Origin of the sequence: Marinomonas sp. PE14-40, assembly GCF_051623805.1 — a bacterium.
GTDB lineage: Bacteria > Pseudomonadota > Gammaproteobacteria > Pseudomonadales > Marinomonadaceae > Marinomonas.
This window is the reverse complement of sequence record NZ_CP130700.1, coordinates 217,612-236,458: the sequence shown is the minus strand read 5'-3', so window position 1 is coordinate 236,458 and position 18,847 is coordinate 217,612. Positions and strand designations below refer to the sequence as shown.

The window sequence follows — 18,847 nt, the reverse complement described above, 5'->3', positions numbered from 1 at the left end:
GAGATTTGGTGGAGAGGTAAATACCATATCCAAAAACTTCTTTGTTAAAGTATTTTATTATGCAAGGTAAAATACGAATTACCACCTTTTAACCATCTACTATCAATTTTGTTACCAAGTACACCATTGATAATTTCATATTCCGTCACACCTCCTTCAACGTCTAGACCTTGTTTGACTACACCTTGATCGATGTACACATATCTTTTTTCATATAAATAATCACACCCTATCAAACAAACTGGCATAACTATATATGGGTCTAGCCTTTCTGCGTCATTACATTCAGATCGCTGTTTTTTATGGGCGGCGACAAGAGTACTTATACTGTAGGTTTTATTGCAAATAGCACATGCCTCTTGAGTTTTCCCTTTAAATAGCCAATCTTGGAGTATTCTTTGCTCTTTACGAGCTTTTTGCTCTAAGGTCTCGTCAGTGCCCACTGTAAGTAATTTTCTTAACCTGATTAAAAATTCTTTGTAACGACTTTGAGTAGAAGTCTTCTGTCCTTTTGTGCTAGTTGAGCTTATAAAACTATACTTATAATGTGTTCGCCCACCACTTTTATCAACAAATACAAATGGTGATGAGGTAGTAGCTTTTATAATATGGGGATCACCATAACCTTTAGATCGTAGATGTGCTCTAAATTCTGGGAAATGCACAGAAGCCTTACCTTCAAAATAGCACACTACATCTTTTTCTATATCGCCTATATCATTTGTCTCCCCTATAAAAGCAAGCTTACCGTCATCATTTTCAAAAAATATAGAGCTCTCTAAATATTTTTTTATTAATTCCTCTGATGGGTAAGGGTACTTGTAAGATCTAGCATCCAACGCGTTTCTATAGGTTGAGGCTAGTCGGTCAGATTTACATTCGCTTATAACAGAAAACAACTTTTCACTGTAATTGATTATAGTGTTATCGCGGTTTTCATAAATATACCAGAAGCCTTCATCATCTATATTTATCCAGCTTGTAGTAGCGTTAGCAATAAGCTGTGCAACTAGATCATAATAACTATTAAGCTCACTTTTTAAATAATTAAGATTAGCTATGCCACAACGACCAGGTAATCCTATTGCCTTTTTCAGTAGAGACTTTATATTTTTTAATTCAGAACCCTTAATTAAAAAGTTGTTTTTGTATAAGTTTAAACTAATTCTAGATGTTTTATCTAGTTCTGGCGTATAAATATCAAAATCACAATCAACATTAAGATCATCAATTAAATTTAATATCCCCTTAATACTAAACTGTTCTGTTACCAGCCCTCTATTCCTTATGCTTTTTTCTAAATCTGAAATTTTCCAATGATTTTTGCTATTCATTATTTCGAGAAAAATTTTAATCGATGGTAAGTCACTTGGTATTACGAAATCTCTGAAATATTTATTCAAAAGCTGTCTAATTCTTTCTCGTGTACCAACGTCATAGCTTTTAGCAGTTTCTTCATACGTAGGCCAATGTGCATCTCTAAAACCGTAGTAATAGGCTATGATCTCAATATTTCTAGATTTATTTCTACTTTCTTTTATATTATTTTCTAGAAATTGTATTAATTCAACTTCAATGTTCATTGACAATAATCCCTGATTTAATTAACGACATTTAATTCAGATCATTTTATTTAGACACCCATTCTAAAAAAGATCAAACGCAGTATCACCTAAAAACACTCACTTCGTTATTTTTACATTTTATAATTAAGAATCTGGAGATCTTTTAAAAGTTAATAAATCATATGGACAGTCATCACTAATTAATTAAATTTACAATGAGAGACCATATTCTTAATTTTTATCTAAGGACAATTCCCTTTCATATCCAGATATAAAAGCCTTTCTCTGTTCACAATCAGAAATTATAGTAAGCTGTATTACTGAATAAAGGGACCAGCAATCTTTTTCCATAGAGGAGTTAGATGTTTTTCCTTCCTTAAACATATCACACCTTACTTTAAAAAGACGATATACTTCGTCGTTAATAGAATCAGATTTTAAATCATCTCTAAAAAATTTGATTCGTTTTTTCCCGTTATCTTTGTTCCCCGGAAAAGAGTTCATTATTGCTTCAAAAGCCAGCCACATTAAGACAAACCTCTCTGATGGATATGTTTGCGAAAACGCTTTGTCAATGAGGATAGTCGCTTCATCTGGTATTTCTAATATCTTAGACTCTTCAATGGCTGGATTATCAAACATATTCAATTTTTGATTATCAAACTTTGATGCATAACCTTCATCAGAACTACGTGTTGCTTCAAGATTATCGTTACAATAATTCCTAACGAAAAGAAGCTCTCTAGCAATAGGGACACCAAATAATAATCGTAGAATATTGACAATATGAACTGTTTGGTTTTTTCGATTCTGCTCTTCCTCTCTGCTCTTATAACAAAAAGTAAGTTTCAAGTTATTACTATTTGCAGGGATAAATTCTTCTCTTATTGACGATATGCATTGCCCTGACCTCTCATAATGCGTTGTCCATCGCATACGTGTAGTATTACTGTCTTGAGGAATCACTAAAGAAACATCTACATTATTAATATTATTGTAGGTCAGCAGTCGTCGGATTTTTTTTAAATCTATTTGTTGTATTGAAGAGCTCCATATTGTTTCCCTAAACACCGAGAACCCAAGCTCACTCCACTCATTTAGCATTGTTTTTTTAAAATGATCCATAAGATTTTTTTATCCTATCACCTACCTTAAATGCCAGTACATAAGCCTTAACCTATTGACCTATATATTATTCCTGCATCCTATCAGCAATTTAAAACTGAACACACTTTCAAAATCAATCTACATCCCTAGGTTTAGCAGCTCTTGTTGCTTGAGTATTTCCCTTGCTAAATCCACTACGTCCCGTTGGGGTAGGTTGAAGTAATGAGAGAAAGAGGCAGACATGACAAAGGCGCAACGGCAGTACAGCTCTTTCATGAACTCCCCTTCTATATCATTGCCTACGTTGGCGTTGTTTTGGATAACCAACTTGCTTCCACAGCTTGGTCGTAGGTATATCTCGTCTTAATAAGAAGGTTTGAGTTTTAGCTTTTGAACAACTTAGAGTGATGCTTTATCAATGATGCTTTATCAAGACAGCCATTCTAAAAGAGATCAAACACAACATCACCGGAAAGCTCTCACTTAGTTATTTTATAATTGAAAAAATGAAGGCTTTTTAAACGTTTATTGCTCAATTTGAGATTTTTATTGAAGAAAATTCGAATTTGAGACAACAGAGATTCTCGCGATAACGATATGAATGTATTTATTAAACTGAGTGCTTGTAAATAGACTAAATGTTAAGAAAGAAGCCGTTTACAAGCCGCTAATCCCGATCGTCGTTGCAATTCAGCGTGTTCACAATACTCAGCTAAATAAGCTTCTGAGCCAACTGCTGCTTTAAAATGCTTTTCAAAGCTGGTTGTTACTTCTATCCATTGCTCTGACGTGAGGTTAATTCGTTGAAGAATCGGCGCTAGAGAGACATCAATACTCCCCCTTTTGTCCTCTCTCATGACCCTGCCTGTGAGATCGATTAATTCTAGATAATCTGCTAGCTTGAAAGACAAACCTTCTAGTTGATCTTCTCTTTCATAGCCAATAAAGGGAAATAAAGTGTTGGGTTGAGATTGATTCACTTTGGCCACTTCGATGCGAGTTTTGATACTTGTATGCTTTGAAGTTTCTGGTGTTACTTCCATCTTGGCGCGAACGGGGTTTAAGTCTACGTAAGCCATGCATGAAACTAAAGCAGCCTCATATAACAACGCTTGGGACTTAAACCGCCCCTCCCAAAATCGGCCTGTACATTTGTCTTCATTGTTGGCCATACGAGCAATTGGCTCATTCAGCTCTCTCATAAACCAGCTGATGTCACAAAGGCGTTCACGGTATTTTTCACAGCTTTCATAAACAGAGGCCAATTCGAACTCAGCCAGCCCCTTGTTTTCTAAATATTTTTCGGTGAATTGCGTGCCTTTATGCAGTAGATGCCAGCGCTCAAGTACTTCTCTGATAGACCAGTTATTGGCTTTCTCAGTATTAACATGAAGGACTAAGTGGGTGTGATTGCTCATCACGGCATAGGCACAGACATCTATCGCAAAGATAGCTGCTAGAGACAATATTTTACCTTCAATCCAGCCTCGTCTATGTTCGTAGCTTTGACCTGTTATCTCATCAGTACCGCACAGAAAAGCACGTCTCACACAGCGCGAAATGCAATGGTAATAACTTGTATCTTGGAGACTAATTAGGGATTTACGTGGTTTAGGCATATTAGATTCCTCATCCTTGAGTGAATCAAATAAAGCTAGCTCGAAAATATAGAGTGGTCAAATTTAAAAAAGGGTGTCCATGAAAGAAGTCATAAAAAAGGGTGTCCATGAAAGAAGTCTAGTTTTCTTCTGGTTCGCTGTAATAGGTTTTGAGTGTCTGATCTTTACCCGCAAAAACACCACCCATAAGTTTGATGAAGCCGCTAAAGTCGACACGGTTGGCAGCATCGTAAATATCAGCAAAAGCTTTGGGGGCGGCATCTGTTCCGCTTCAGCCTGTCTCAAAGTCGGTATCAATGTTTTTACCGTGTACGTTTTTGGAAATGTATTTGACGATATATCCCGTTGCATCCCCTTTGGCAGGGTCCATCTTTAAGGCTTTAAATCGATATCGTTTTGCGCCTCTTTCGTTGCCGTCTTCACTGAGTGCGTAAGCTTCAAACTTGGCTAAGCAACTTACAATGGGAGTCCATAGCAAAAATCACTGATCGGGTACCAGTCGACATAAGCCATACATATATAAGTTACAAAAAAGCCGAAACGTGTGTTTCGGCTTTAAATGTGTTTCAGAAAAAGGTGTTTAAGAAGAGAATGACACTTTTTAATTTATGGATAAGTCATCACACATATTGCGCAGCACAATAACCACTCGCCCAAGCCCATTGGAAGTTGTATCCACCTAACCAGCCAGTGACATCGAGCACTTCACCAATAAAAAATAAGCCTTTAACGTCTTTTGCTTCGAAGGTTTTTGAAGATACATAGTTAGTATCTACCCCACCCAAGGTCACCTCAGCTGTGCGGTAACCTTCTGTGCCATTGGGTTTAATCACCCAGTTATGCAATATTTCGGCGATTTCTTCAAATGTCTGATTACCATATTCAGCCAAAACACCTTGCCACTTATGATCTTCGATTAGCATACTGGCTAAGCGTTTTGGTAAAAGCTGGGATAGTACTTTATCAATTTGGCTTTTCGGATTCTGTTCTCTCGCTTCAACCAATAATGAGTATATAGACTCAGCAGGATAAAGGTCGATTTTAAGCTCATCACCCGGCTGCCAATGGTTAGATATCTGTAAAATGGCAGGGCCACTTAAACCTCTGTGGGTAAATAGCATGGGTTCTGTGAAGCTTGTTTTATTGGCTGTGACTGACACATCACAGCTTACACCTGCTAAGGGTTCGAATTTCGCTTTCAAATCGGGTTGCAAGGTGACCGGCACTAAGCCTGCTCTTGTGGGTAATACTTCAAGGCCAAACTGTTCTGCAATTTGATAACCAAACCCAGTCGCTCCTTTAGAAGGGATGGATAGCCCTCCTGTTGCAATCACTAAGGATTCACAAACAAAAGTACCTTGGTTTGTTACAACCTCTTTGCTTTCACCTAGGTCTGTTACTTTATCAACTTTGGTATTTAGAGAGATGTTTACCCCAGCCCATTCACATTCGGTCAACAAGATAGAAAGTAGGTCTTTTGCGCTTTTTTGGCAAAATAGCTGTCCAGGTGCTTTTTCAACATACTCTAAACCATGCCTGTCCATCAATTCTACAAAATGACTTGGACCATAGCGCTTTAAAGCAGATATCACAAAGTGCGGATTTTGAGATAAGAAATGTTTAGGAGACGCATCCATATTAGTGAAATTGCAGCGACCCCCTCCTGACATGATAATTTTTTTTCCTGCCATATTTGCATGATCTATTAGTGTGACTGACCTGCCACGATAAGCCGCATTTGCTGCGCACATTAAACCTGATGCGCCTGCACCTATTATCAATACATCTACTTTATTCAATTGCTGATCACCTAATTACTGAGGCAGGCATTATAGAGATTCGCTCATTTCAATGCAGCCCCACCAGATAAACAAATTAATTTTTTATTACACAAAAAGTTATCCACAAGCTTAAAAAAGATACTATTCGTGATTAAAACCTAGCAAAACTAAGCGATATAAGGCTTGAAGTGCAAGATTTCCTACCCTTTTTCCGGAGCATTTAGAATGAAACAAAGCATAAAAAAATTGGTTTCGATTAATTGGGTCACTTGACAACAATTCTGTCCACAAAATCCGTGAAAAAATCTGTGGGAATTACATTTTTTCTTTTATAAAACATAATCTTAAAACAAATTAGTGATAAAAATAAATTTCTCTTAATTACTCTGTCAATATTTTTTAAGAAAAAAAAGTTGTTAAATTTTTGCTGTTTTTTTTCAAATTCTGTTTATTTAACCAGTAGTTTTTTATCTTGAAATACCCATAGGTAGCTTTGTTATGCTCTTAGAAAAATTAAATTAAAAAAAATTATTTTTTTATTACACGCGATGTGGATATCTAGAAAAATTGAGCCTTGACCCGAAACCTGTTTATTTATACAGTACTGTACAAATAAACAGCTATCGAGATCTAAATCATGAAAAACTCATTCTTAAAGTTAGGCAGACTCAATAACCTCCACCTTATTCTTGTACTCTTTCTATTAGCTGCATACTCGCCCGTTAAAGACATGCTTAGCTGGACAGCAAAGCAGTTTGCTAATGAAAGCATCCAACTGATAGATATCTCTTTTGGTAATAACCTGCCTTGGCAAACACAAAACTCAAACTATACCTATGTTAATACTTCTAATAATCAACCTAGTTACACTGCTCAGGTTATTCATACCCGTATTAAATTAAGCAATCCAAGTAACGAAAGTAAGTCGTTTAAAAAAATCTGGTTGACCTTTGAACATGCCAATGGCGCGACGGAATATACAACTGACTACAGCTTATACAATATTGAGACACGCCAAAAGTTGGTAGGAAGTACGGTTAAATTAGCACCGAATACAGAGTTAGAGCTGCTAGCATCTTATCGTTTTATTCCTAGCTACCCGACAAGCAAGCCACAAAACCTAAAAGTTTCTTGGGAAAATGAATCACACTTAAGAGAAAAAGGTTGCCTTTTAAATTTCGATGAATTGGCAATGAATGACTTTGGTCAAACTTGTTACAGATAAGCAAGCAATTGTTCTTGATAGCTAAATTTGTTCAATAATGCACTTGATAATGATTTTCATTTTGACTACGATACCTATTAAGTTACCTAGACTTTTACTTAATTGGAGTTTTTAAATGAAACGTTTTGTTACACCAATTGCAGCATGTGTGGCTGCAACTTTACTTACTGCTTGTGGATCACAAGGCGTTCAGCCTAACAAAACGATCACAGCAAATGATGTTGTAATTAATTACTCTGATATTGCTCAGGCGATTTACACTGACTCTTTAACGACAGCACAAACACTTAAGCTTGCGATTGATCAGTTTGTTGCTAATCCAACAGAAGCGAATTTGTCTAAAGCACGTCAAGCTTGGATTGATTCACGTGTACCTTATCAACAAAGTGAAGTTTACCGTTTTGGTAATGCTGTTGTTGATGACTGGGAAGGTAAAGTTAATGCTTGGCCTCTTGATGAAGGTCTAATTGACTATGTTGCAACTGATTATGGTACTGAGTCAGATGTAAACCCTCTTTATACTGCTAACGTTGTTGCTTCTACCTCTTTGACAATTGCTGGCCAACAAGTAAATACAACGAACATCACACCGGCTCTTCTACAAGAACTTCACGAAGCAGATGAAGTTGAAGCCAATGTTGCTACTGGTTACCATGCCATTGAGTTCCTACTTTGGGGACAAGATTTGAATGGTACTAACCCTGGTGCGGGCGAACGCCCTGCTACTGATTACGATGTAAACAACTGTTCTGGTGGTAATTGTGACCGTCGTGCGGCTTACCTTGTTGCAGCAACTGATTTGCTAATTACCGACCTTGAAGAAATGGCTGCTAATTGGGGTGCTAACGGTGAAGCTCGTCAAGCAATTCTAGCTCAAGGTGACAAGCAAGGCTTAGCAACAATCCTGACAGGTATGGGTAGCTTGGCTTACGGTGAGCTTGGTGGTGAACGTACTAAGTTAGGCCTAATGCTACATGATCCTGAAGAAGAGCATGATTGCTTCTCTGATAACACTCACTACTCTCATTTCTACGATGCAAAAGGCATTCAGAATGTTTACCTAGGTGAATATCAGCGTGTTGATGGTTCTTGGGTTAAAGGTGCTTCTCTATCTGCGCTAGTTAGTGCACAAGACACCATTCTAGATGCTGAAATGAAAGGCAAACTAGAAAACACTCAAAATGCTGGTCAAGCTATGGTTGATGCTGCGCAAGTTGGTCAAACATTTGACGTTCTAATCGGTATGGGTAACCAAGCTGGTAACCAGTTGGTACAAGATTTCGTTGACTCTCTAGTTGCTGAAACAAGAACAACTGAAGAAATCATTCGTCTATTAGATCTTGAAGATATTACTCTAGAAGGATCAGACAGTTTGGATAACCCAAGCGCTGTATTCTAAAGAGACTGAAAAAGAGGCAGCAATTTTTGCTGTCTCTTTTTACATATATAAAGATACGATACGATTTTAGTTACCTCATGAATTAATACAGAGCCTAATATTGAACGCTTTATTCCATAATGCTGGAGCAAGTTTACTTGTTGCCAGTTTTTTTGCATTTTCGACTAGCTCAAATGCTGCCACCAGCAAAATTGATGCAAACGCATTCCAACAACCTTTTGCAAGCCTCTCAGCAGAAGAAAAATTCAACCACAGTATTGGTAGATCATTATTCGAAAAGTTTTGGGTTGCATCACCTTCTTCAACCACTGCAAGCGATGGTTTAGGCCCTTTATACAATGCTCGCTCTTGCCACAGTTGCCATTTAAATAATGCCAAGGGCCATGCTCCTGAGAATCTGCAAAGTGCGATAACAACGCCTTCATTCTTTGTCAGGCTGAAACGTTGGCCACGCCCAGCTGGCTTTGACCCCAAAACCGCGGTAACAGGAGATACTCGCTATGGCACTCAATTACAAACTCTATCAACTACAGAGCTTCCTCCAGAAGCTGAGTTGATTGTTGAGTATGAATATTCCACCCTTAGTTTTAGCGACAATACGCAAATAGAATTAAGAAAACCAAGCTATTCTCTCAATAAATTAGGGTACGGCGAGTTTAATCAAGATACTTACCTATCTGGCAGGGTTTCACCTGCTTTAACTGGCGTAGGTTTAATTGACGCTCTTGACGAAGAAACAATATTGGCTAATGAAGATATCAATGACGTTGATAGTGATGGCATTAGCGGAAGAGCGAATAAAGTGTGGGATAAGATCAACCAAACTTGGAGCTTAGGAAGGTTTGGCTGGAAAGCCACAGTAGCGACCTTATCTGAACAAAATCAGAGTGCTTTTAATGGCGACCTTGGACTATCTACGCCACTTGTTACTTCTCCCTATGGCGACTGCACTCCTGCTCAAACTGCCTGCTTAAACTTAGCGAACGGTAACAGCGAACATCTGGATAACCTTGAAGTTAGCAACCAAATAATGACATTGGTCAATAAGTTCTCTGCTCTTTCTGCTCCAAGCAAAATTCGTAATCTTGCTGACAAAAAATTCATGCAAGGTAAGTTAGTATTTGACCAACTTAATTGTACGGGCTGTCATACACCTAAAATGGCGACAAGTAAGGTGGCTGAATACGATGCTCTCTCAAACAAGACCTTCTTCCCTTTTAGTGATTTTCTCTTACACGATATGGGAATAGGCCTAGCTGATACGGGCAATGAGTTTAGTGCTAACGAACAAGAATGGCGTACCGCCCCATTATGGGGTAATTCACTGAATAAGATCACATCAGGTAGAGAAAGTTATTTACATGATGGACGAGCTCGAAATTTAGTCGAAGCTATCGCTTGGCATGGCGGTGAAGCGAAAAAAAGCCAGTTAGGCTTTTTGCAATTAAATAAAACACAAAGACACGATTTAATTTATTTTTTGGAATCCCTATAAATGAAAACTCTGCTAAAGCTCCCTGCTAGATTACTGGCTTTAACTATCCCGTTCGCTGTAAATGCAGCTAATGCTGAAGAACAAAGCCCTTGGTTAGAAACATTTAACGGCATTAACCAGGAACTTATTTCGCCAAATTATCATGAGTTTTCGCTATCTGCTGAAAAATTAAGCCGAAGCATTGACGCTTTTTGCCAACAACCTAACTCTAATAATTTAGCAAATACCCAAACTCTATTTGCTGACAACTTGCAAGATTGGCAGCAGGTACAATGGCTTAATTTTGGGCCAGTTACTTTATTTATGCGCTACTATTCTTTTGAATACTGGCCTGATAAAAAAGGCTTAACGCAAAGACAACTTTCTAGCCTAATTAAAAATGATGTTGATACTTCAAATGACAAGTTTTGGCGTTCAGCTAGTATTGCGGTACGAGGTTTAACGGCAATAGAGTCATTATTATATCGCTCGCAGTTTGACCCTATGACTAAGCCTGAATATTGCCAACTGCTCGTTCAAGTTGGGCAGCATCATAAACAAAGTACTGAAACGATTTATCAAGAGTGGCAAACAGGCCAACTAGCAGATTGGACTTTCTTAGATGATGACGAAGTGGGTGATATCGTTTCATTAAGCCTAGAGAAAATGATTCAGCAATGGCTTGAACATATGTCCATGGTGAAAGAAAGCAAAATTGAAACGCCAATTGGCTGGCGTGGAAAAGTAAACTTAAAATTAGCTGAGTTTTATCGAAGCGAGCATTCTCTCAGCTCGATTAAACAAAATATCGGTTTATATAATGCCTTATATCACGCGGGGGAAAATTCTCTCTATCAAAAAGCATTACAAGATGAGCCTGAGCTTGCTAAACAGTTAGATGGATCTTTTAAACAAGCCTTAACAATTGCTAATAATTTACCTGATAACTTTTATTCAGACGCACTCAGTAAAGATGACAGAATTGAACTGGCAAAACCGTTAGTTTCAGCGTTATCGAAAGCTCAAAACGAATTACTCAGTCTTGTCACTAAGCTTGGCTTCCAGATTGGCTTTAATAGTCGAGACGGAGATTAACGTGTTAACTAGACGTCAACTATTAACTCGAGGAGCAGCCCTTTCTGGGCTCTCTTCGTGGAAAGTATTAGCAGGTGATGACTCAAGGAATCAAACCTTATTTGCCTCTGCTTTTAGTCTTAACCAAGATCAGCACTTTTTTTCAATCTTCGATCACGAAGGGAAGATAAAGTGGCAACAAGCACTTCCAGAAAGAGCCCATGCCCCTATAGTTCACCCAAATAAACCAATCGTTGCTGTTGTCGCAAGACGCCCAGGGTTTTATATCGACCTTTATAAGATCGATTCCGGTCAGCGCTTAATGCGGATTGAACCAGAAAAAGATCACCATTTTTATGGTCATGGTTTGTTCACACCAGACGGTCTATCACTTATTACGCAAGAGAACCATTACCCTAGCGGCCAAGGTAAAATATTTATTAGGTCTGTGGCCACAGGTGAGGTACTGAAGCAATTTCCAAGCTATGGCATAGGGCCACATGAATCCTGTTTATTGAATAATGACACGCTTGTTGTTGCCAATGGCGGATTACAAACACACCCTGATAATGATAGAAGGATCCTCAATTTAGAGACAATGCAAGCTAGCCTTTGCTTTATATCCTTGGCCACAGGAGAGCTGATCAACAAGTTAGTACTACCCGATGAGCTACATCAGTTAAGCATTCGACACTTAGATATCAACAAAGAAGGCACCATTGCGGTAGGCTTTCAATATCAGGGCGATAAATGGGATGACGTTCCCTTAGTGGCAACGGCAAACTTGAAGTCCGAAAAATTAAACTTCTTACCTATCCCACTCAACATTAGCCGTCGTCTACAACATTATTGCGGCAGTGTGGCCTATGATAAATCGGGCAACACACTAGCCATAACGTCACCAAGAGGAGACCTCGTTGTTTATTGGCAGACCAAAAACTGGGAATACTTGACTCATCATAATTTCCAAGATGTTTGTGGTCTGTCTCATAGTGAAAAAGCAAATGAATTTTTAGTCACAACAGGTAAAGGTAAACGCATTTTTGTGAACCCAATTACAAATGATAAGCTGACGCTTGCTCGTATGAAGAAATGGAAATGGGACAATCATCTGCACCTGCTTAAAGTATAATTGAGCTATCGGTGAACAAACGTTCAAAAAACACTCAACTTTCTATTAAAACAAGGTCTTCACTCTTTTTAAGCATCTGATTTTTAGATATTTTTGCAAAATACAAGCAGACCTGTAATATTAAGGTTTGCTATATCCTTGTTTCAAAGTTAAGGTTTTTGTACCTGTTCCACGCTGTACCTAAAAGTTGATTGATGTTGATAAATTTTTTAAAAGATTTTTTTTTAATTAAAGAAGAGCAACTTGCTCTGCATGATAAGGATACTTTTCGTAAAAGTGCGTTACGTATTCTTCTTGTCGCTGCGCTAAGTTTTGCCTCTTGCATTACACTCCTTTCAGGAATAGAAACCTGGCATAACGAGGGGCCATTACTCGTTATTTTGAATATAAGCTTTATCCTGCTCACCCTCTACCTTCTGAAAGCAAGTAAACATTATTCCAGTAAATTATCAGCCACCTTTTTAATCTCTCTTCTTACTTACTCTCTGCTCACTACCCCTTTTATCAAAGACGATCAGACACTCATTTATGGTCTCATGTTTTTATATAGCATCCCCATACTTGCTCGTTTATTTTTTGGTGCTAAAGCGTCGTTATTAGCCATGGCATTTAATTTTTTAACCTATGCCTATATTGTGACTGAGTTTGGAACAAAACTGCCTTTTATCGGCGAAAACCTTTTAGTATTTAACTCCCATATTCACTTTCACACAGCGGTATTTATCTTTATTAATATTGCTATACCGCTTGCTGTCTCACGGATTTTTTATACGTTAGAAGCAAATGCAAATGAAATGGAAAAATTAAATCAAAAGATTTTTCGAAACAATGAGCTTTACGAAGAAATTTTTGAGCATACAGGTACAGCAACCTTGTTATGCAATCGGAATGGACAAATACTAAAGGCCAATCAAAAAGCAACTAGCTTGCTTGGATTTGAAGATAATAACCAACTTGAAGAAACTTTTATCAATCGCTGGCTTTCTCCCATAGGTAAGTCGAGCGAAAAATACTTTTGGCAATCAAACGCCAGCAACTGCCAGTTAAGATCAGATGAGAGTATTCATTTTGAGTTACACAGATCTAACCTGACAACCCATGGCTACTATGTCATGCACCTGCAAAATGTGACCCATTTAAAAGCGATGCGAAAAGTACTGCATCGCACACAAGAGAAAAACTCTCGTTTAGCTAAATATGACGCCTTAACGCAGCTCCCCAACCATGCAAACTTCTGCCAACTGGTAAATGAAAAAATCACAAAAGGGCAAGAGCATAAAACTGGGGCAATGTTTATTATTCGCATTAGCCAATTCAAATTATTAAATAAACAGTTCGGGCAACAAAGGGCCAATCAAGTCATTGTTAGTTTTGCTCGAAAGCTTCAAGAAAACCTTTCAGATAAAACCATTACAGGTCGATTAAGAGGCGTAAAGTTTGCCTGCTTTATACCCATTGGACACACCTATTTAATTCAGCGTAACTTATCTGCTCTAGTTCAGTCCGTACTACCGACCCAATTAAAGCTCAACGGAGAAGCCATCAATTTAGAATACCATGTCGGTATTAGCTACACGCCTGCAGACGGTAAAAGCGCTCAAGAATTGATAGAACATTGTGAAATGGCATTAGAGAATGCCACCAGCGCAGACAGACTGGCTTATTATAATCACACGAGAGAATCTAACCTGATTGAAGAGTATCAACTTGGTACTTTGTTAAGTGAAGCCATTAAACGAAACGATATACACTTATGGTTACAGCCACAGGTTTCAGCGAATGGTACTATCGTTTCCTTTGAAGCTCTGGCTAGATGGCAATTAGAAAACGGTAAGCATATATCACCTATGGTGTTTATTCGTATTGCAGAAAACTTAGGACTACTTCCTAAGCTTGCTGAGAACTTACTGAGGGAACTCGTTTCCTTATTGGCATCTTGGCATCAAGAACATATTAAGACGCCTGTTGCGATTAATCTTGCGGGCCAAGAGCTAATGGACGACACCTTCTTTGCCTTACTCATGTCCTTAAGTGCAGATTATGCTTGGTTAAGTGAAATGTTAGAGCTAGAGATTACAGAAACCAGTAGCGTTATGACAAATCAGTTAATTCACAAACGCCTTAGAACGTTATCTCAATATGGCTTCTCTATAGCAATAGACGATTTTGGTACAGGCCAAGCTTCGTTAGGACAATTAATTGACATTCCTGCCAACATATTAAAAATTGACCGACGTTTTGTTGCTCCTCTTCCTTCAGATCAAAGACATCTTGATATTGTTAAATCAACCATCGAGATGGCGAAATCTCTCAATATGAAAGTTGTAGCAGAAGGAATAGAGACGAAAGAACAGGCAGCACTACTGGGTTCGCTTGGCTGTAACACACTTCAAGGTTACTACTTTGGAAAGCCGACGCCTATGCAAGAATGGACTAATAATGATAACGAAAAAGCGAAACAGCTACGCATGGTGTTTTAAGGGTTAAAACCCTCTATAGGCACCCATCGCTCTAATCAGGTCCGAATCAAGCCCTAGTCAGCCCCTTTACCAGATTAGAGGAAAATCTAAAAAGTCGCTTCTGTCATCTAAATACAAGCAGTTTTAAATACTTCCACACAACCATTCTTTTTTAATTTTTTATTAATGCCTTAGCTAGCATAAGTATTGTTACTAGTTTTCAATCAAACAGTTTATCTCACTCTAAATTTACGTTGAATTAATACCTGTATTAAAAATGTGAGTACGACTCAGAGACAACTCATTTAAAAATTTTAGGCATAAACCAATTTCATAACTACCAAAAGCGATCTTCTCTTGATCGCCTTTTCATATAGTGAAATTAATTAATAAAGTTTAACGCGATTTATCGGTAAAAATACCGATTTCATATTTATTTTAATGCCTGTAAAGAATAAAGTATCTCCCTCTAAATAGCTTACAGTAATATCTTGAACGACTTTTGAACGTTTTTGTTGGTCTTTTTGACCTTTTATGACGTTGTTATGGGTTTCTGAATACTAAATACTGAGTCTGCCTTGATTCTTATCCATTTAGTCTTTTATGAATAACTATCTAGTTTTCATAAGATTTATGTAAGCATTATAAGAAAGGATTGCTGAATTACCGCAGAGTAATCGCAAGCATAAAAATAATAATGAGGAATTTACTATGTTCAAGAAAACTAAACTTGTTGCTGGAATAACCCTTGCAACAGCGACTCTAATCTCTCAACAAATCTCTGCAGCTGGCTTTGCGGTAAACGAACAAAGTGCAACAGCATCAGGTACAGCGCTTGCAGGTAATGCTGCAAGTGATACGGATATCTCTTTCAGTTATTGGAACCCGGCTTTGTTTGCCAATGCAACTGAAACAACGCTATATATCAATGGCTCATATGTAATGCCTAGTGTTGAGATGTCAAATCAAACTGCTACTAATAATGCAACAAGATCTGTTGGTTCACCAACTTCATACACCTCCACTCAAGGAAGCTCTGACCCATCTGAAAGTGCAGTAATACCTTCAATCTACCTTGCTGTCCCCTTAAATGATAAAACAGTTGTTGGAGTATCACTAAATGTGCCTTATGCAATTTCCAGTGACTATGACGATGATTGGGCCGGTAAATACCACGCTACAAAAACTGAATTACAAGACATCTCTTTATCATTAAGCGCTGCATATCGTGTAAATGAATGGGTAGATGTTGGTGCAAGTATTCAAGCACACAGTACATCGATGACATTGGAAGCTGAAGTCATCGATGCTGACCAAGATGGATATGGCAGTCAGGAGCTTGAAGATGACCTATCATTCGGCTGGTCTGTTGGTATAGCCATGGAACCCCAAAAAGGAACCCGTATTGGCTTAGGCTATAGAAGTGAAGTTGACGTCGAACAAAAAGGCGAGGTAGATTTTAGTAACATAAATGCATCAGTAGCAGCCAGTGCAGGCTTAGTAGATGCTGATATTACAGCTGACAATACTTTACCTTCCTTATTGACCCTGAGTTTAGAGCAAGAATTAACAGATAATCTAACTCTTGGCTTAACTGCTATGCGTACTGGCTGGAGTTCAGTTCAGGCTTTAGACATTGATTATGATAATGCTACAACTAGCTTAAGTAACTCAACAGTAACTTTGAATTATAAAGATGTATGGTTTTACTCTGCTGGTCTAACTTATGATTATTCTGAAGATCTAATCCTAAGAACGGGTTATGCCATAGATAACTCTCCTTCTGACCCAAACAATCTTTCTGCACGAGCACCAGGAAGCGACAGGCAGTGGATCACGTTTGGCGGTACTTATAATGTTTCAGAATCAACTCAAGTTATGTTCTCATATATTCACTTAACTTCAGATCCTGCAAAAGTTGATAAAGATGGAGCATCAACAGGTGAAGACGCATCACGTGGCTCATTCTCAGCCGACTACGACATCAGCGCTAACATCTTTGCATTGGCGGTTAACACCACTTTCTAACGAAAACTGCTAGTAAAGATAACCATATAAAACCCAGCTTCGGCTGGGTTTTTGCTTTTATTAAAGTTTAAATTTACTGATTACCCTGAACTCTCAAGATAATGAAACACACAAACTACGTATTAGTACTTAGTTCCATCTCAGTAATCTCCCTCTCAAGTTACGTATTCTTGCCAATTTATTTTGATCACTTCCTAAGCGATAGTGTTACTGCTTTTGTAATACCAGCAAACTATAAACACATTGCAGGACAATAAAAATAATGAAAAATTTCAAATATAAAACCCTCATTGCAACAACAGCAGTACTTGCGAGTGCTTTCACCATGCCAAGCTTTGCAGCTGATAGAGTTTACAAACTTAAGCTAGCTGAAACTTGGTCTGCTAACTTTCCTATCTTTGGGGATGCCCCAAGAAACATGGCTCGTATCGCTGAAGAAATGTCAGGTGGCCGTTTAAAAATCACTATAGACTCTTCAAACAAACACAAAGCAGCCTTTGGTATTTTTGACATGGTTCGTTCTGGTCAATACGACATGGGACACTCTGCGTCTTACTACTGGAAAGGGAAAGTACCAAATACGCTTTATTTCACTACCATGCCATTCGGTATGATTACACCTGAGCAATATGGTTGGTTCTACTACGGCGGTGGAATGAGCCTAATGCAAGACGTTTATAAGCCATTCGGTTTATTATCTTTCCCTGGTGGTAATACTGGTAACCAAATGGGCGGCTGGTTCCAAAAAGAAATCAATTCTGTTGAAGACTTAAAAGGCCTTAAAATGCGTATCCCAGGCTTTGCCGGTGAAGTTATGGCTAAATTGGGCGCTAAACCTACCAACATAGCATCTGGTGAGCTGTACACTGCACTTGAACGCCGTACGATTGATGCACTTGAGTGGGTTGGCCCTTCTCTAGACTTACGTATGGGCTTCCATAAAATTGCCCCTTACTACTACACAGGTTGGCATGAGCCAAGTACTGAACTTCAGTTCTTAGTGAATCAGCGTACTTGGAAAAAATTGCCTGATGACTTAAGAGAAATTCTTCGTACCGCAATGAAAGTGTCTGCCTATGACATGTACATTCAGTCATATCATGAAAGTGGTGAAAACTGGGCGACAATGAAAACTGAGTACCCTAATGTGGAAGTGAAAACTTTCCCGAAAGATGTACTAAATGCTATGCGTAAAGCAAACCAAGAATTATTAGATGAGAAAGCAGCAGCCGACCCTCTAGCGAAAGAAATTCTTGAATCACAAGCAGCTTATCTGAAAAAAGCACGTGTTTGGACTAACATCTCCGACCGCGCATACCTAGATGGCTTAGACGATACAGCCAACTAGTATTAACTGCTTTCAGAGCTAGAATAAACATACTTTATTCTAGCTCCTCTCTTCTTTTAGCATTAACCTAAATCCAGGTGCATCTATGTTTTTACTCAATCTTGAACGAGTGATATCTCGTTATAGCATATTACTTGGCAAGCTCTCTGCCCTGCTATTCATCTTATTGCTACTTAACGTATTTTACGATGTGTTAATGCGCTACGTTTTTAATGACGTATCCATTGGCATGCAAGAGTTAGAATGGCACTTATACGCTGCTATTTTTTTATTAGGTATTCCCTATGGCCTCGCTACGGGCGGCCATGTAAGAGTCGACTTATTCTACGAGCGTTTATCGTTAAAAGGTAAAGCTTGGATTGACTTGTTCGGCTGTCTTTTTTTACTTATCCCATTCGCCACATTAGTTGCTTACTACGGTGTTGGCTTTGCCACTGAAGCCTTTAAATTAGGTGAAACCAGTGGGGATCCAGGTGGCCTTCCCTATCGCTGGATAATCAAAGCCGTTATTCCATTCGCTTTCTTTTCAATTGCTATAAGCGGTATTGGCATGTTGCTAAGGTGCATCAATGCAATTCGTGGCTTGAGCACAACTGGGTTTGATCACGACCCTATTCAGCATTAGTAGCAAGGCCA

15 protein-coding genes are annotated in these 18,847 nt (G+C 38.4%); 9 read left to right on the top strand and 6 right to left on the bottom strand.

Translation table 11 applies throughout. The features are described 5' to 3' along the window. Positions 1–44: 44 nt before the first annotated feature. The 6 genes from Q0A08_RS01095 to Q0A08_RS01070 form a co-directional block, all read right to left on the bottom strand. Positions 45–1,583 (bottom strand): hypothetical protein, encoded by a 1,539-nt coding sequence (locus Q0A08_RS01095; protein ID WP_438464296.1) that lies wholly within the window; start codon positions 1,581–1,583, stop codon positions 45–47. A 213-nt stretch (positions 1,584–1,796) separates the two neighbouring features. Further along, positions 1,797–2,690, bottom strand: coding sequence for a hypothetical protein (locus tag Q0A08_RS01090; protein ID WP_438464295.1), 894 nt, complete (start codon positions 2,688–2,690; stop codon positions 1,797–1,799). A 120-nt stretch (positions 2,691–2,810) separates the two neighbouring features. Then, positions 2,811–2,948, bottom strand: coding sequence for a hypothetical protein (locus Q0A08_RS01085; protein WP_438464294.1), 138 nt, complete (start codon positions 2,946–2,948; stop codon positions 2,811–2,813). Positions 2,949–3,313: 365 nt separating this feature from the next. Beyond that, positions 3,314–4,291: a transposase gene (locus tag Q0A08_RS01080; RefSeq protein ID WP_438464293.1), complete on the bottom strand. Its 978-nt coding sequence runs from the start codon at positions 4,289–4,291 to the stop codon at positions 3,314–3,316. Positions 4,292–4,562: 271 nt separating this feature from the next. Beyond that, positions 4,563–4,769, bottom strand: coding sequence for a replication endonuclease (locus Q0A08_RS01075; RefSeq protein ID WP_438464292.1), 207 nt, complete (start codon positions 4,767–4,769; stop codon positions 4,563–4,565). A gap of 142 nt (positions 4,770–4,911) precedes the next feature. Continuing rightward, positions 4,912–6,042, bottom strand: coding sequence for an NAD(P)/FAD-dependent oxidoreductase (locus Q0A08_RS01070; protein WP_438467588.1), 1,131 nt, complete (start codon positions 6,040–6,042; stop codon positions 4,912–4,914). A 667-nt stretch (positions 6,043–6,709) separates the two neighbouring features. Between Q0A08_RS01070 and Q0A08_RS01065 the strand changes: the two genes are divergently transcribed. The 9 genes from Q0A08_RS01065 to Q0A08_RS01025 all read left to right on the top strand — a co-directional run bounded on the left by Q0A08_RS01065 (position 6,710) and on the right by Q0A08_RS01025 (position 18,836). Next, positions 6,710–7,297 (top strand): hypothetical protein, encoded by a 588-nt coding sequence (locus tag Q0A08_RS01065; protein WP_438464291.1) that lies wholly within the window; start codon positions 6,710–6,712, stop codon positions 7,295–7,297. A 115-nt stretch (positions 7,298–7,412) separates the two neighbouring features. Further along, complete coding sequence (locus Q0A08_RS01060) at positions 7,413–8,696, top strand: imelysin family protein (protein WP_438464290.1); 1,284 nt, start codon at positions 7,413–7,415, stop codon at positions 8,694–8,696. 100 nt (positions 8,697–8,796) lie between these two features. Then, positions 8,797–10,191 carry a di-heme oxidoreductase family protein gene (locus Q0A08_RS01055; RefSeq protein ID WP_438464289.1) on the top strand — a complete coding sequence of 465 codons (1,395 nt, stop codon included), beginning with the start codon at positions 8,797–8,799 and terminating at the stop codon, positions 10,189–10,191. Continuing rightward, positions 10,192–11,265 (top strand): imelysin family protein, encoded by a 1,074-nt coding sequence (locus tag Q0A08_RS01050; protein ID WP_438464288.1) that lies wholly within the window; start codon positions 10,192–10,194, stop codon positions 11,263–11,265. It begins immediately after the preceding gene. A gap of 1 nt (position 11,266) precedes the next feature. Next, complete coding sequence (locus Q0A08_RS01045; RefSeq protein WP_438464287.1) at positions 11,267–12,376, top strand: DUF1513 domain-containing protein; 1,110 nt, start codon at positions 11,267–11,269, stop codon at positions 12,374–12,376. A 194-nt stretch (positions 12,377–12,570) separates the two neighbouring features. Beyond that, on the top strand, positions 12,571–14,856 hold the full coding sequence (locus tag Q0A08_RS01040) for an EAL domain-containing protein (protein WP_438464286.1): 2,286 nt from the start codon (positions 12,571–12,573) through the stop codon (positions 14,854–14,856). 690 nt (positions 14,857–15,546) lie between these two features. Next, entirely contained in the window at positions 15,547–16,863 is a 1,317-nt protein-coding gene (locus Q0A08_RS01035; RefSeq protein ID WP_438464285.1) for an OmpP1/FadL family transporter, read from the top strand. A 262-nt stretch (positions 16,864–17,125) separates the two neighbouring features. Continuing rightward, complete coding sequence (locus Q0A08_RS01030) at positions 17,126–18,211, top strand: TRAP transporter substrate-binding protein (protein ID WP_063339723.1); 1,086 nt, start codon at positions 17,126–17,128, stop codon at positions 18,209–18,211. Positions 18,212–18,296: 85 nt separating this feature from the next. Continuing rightward, a complete protein-coding gene (locus Q0A08_RS01025) occupies positions 18,297–18,836 on the top strand; it encodes a TRAP transporter small permease subunit (RefSeq protein WP_438464284.1) in 540 nt (179 codons plus the stop codon). The last annotated feature ends 11 nt before the right edge of the window (positions 18,837–18,847 follow it).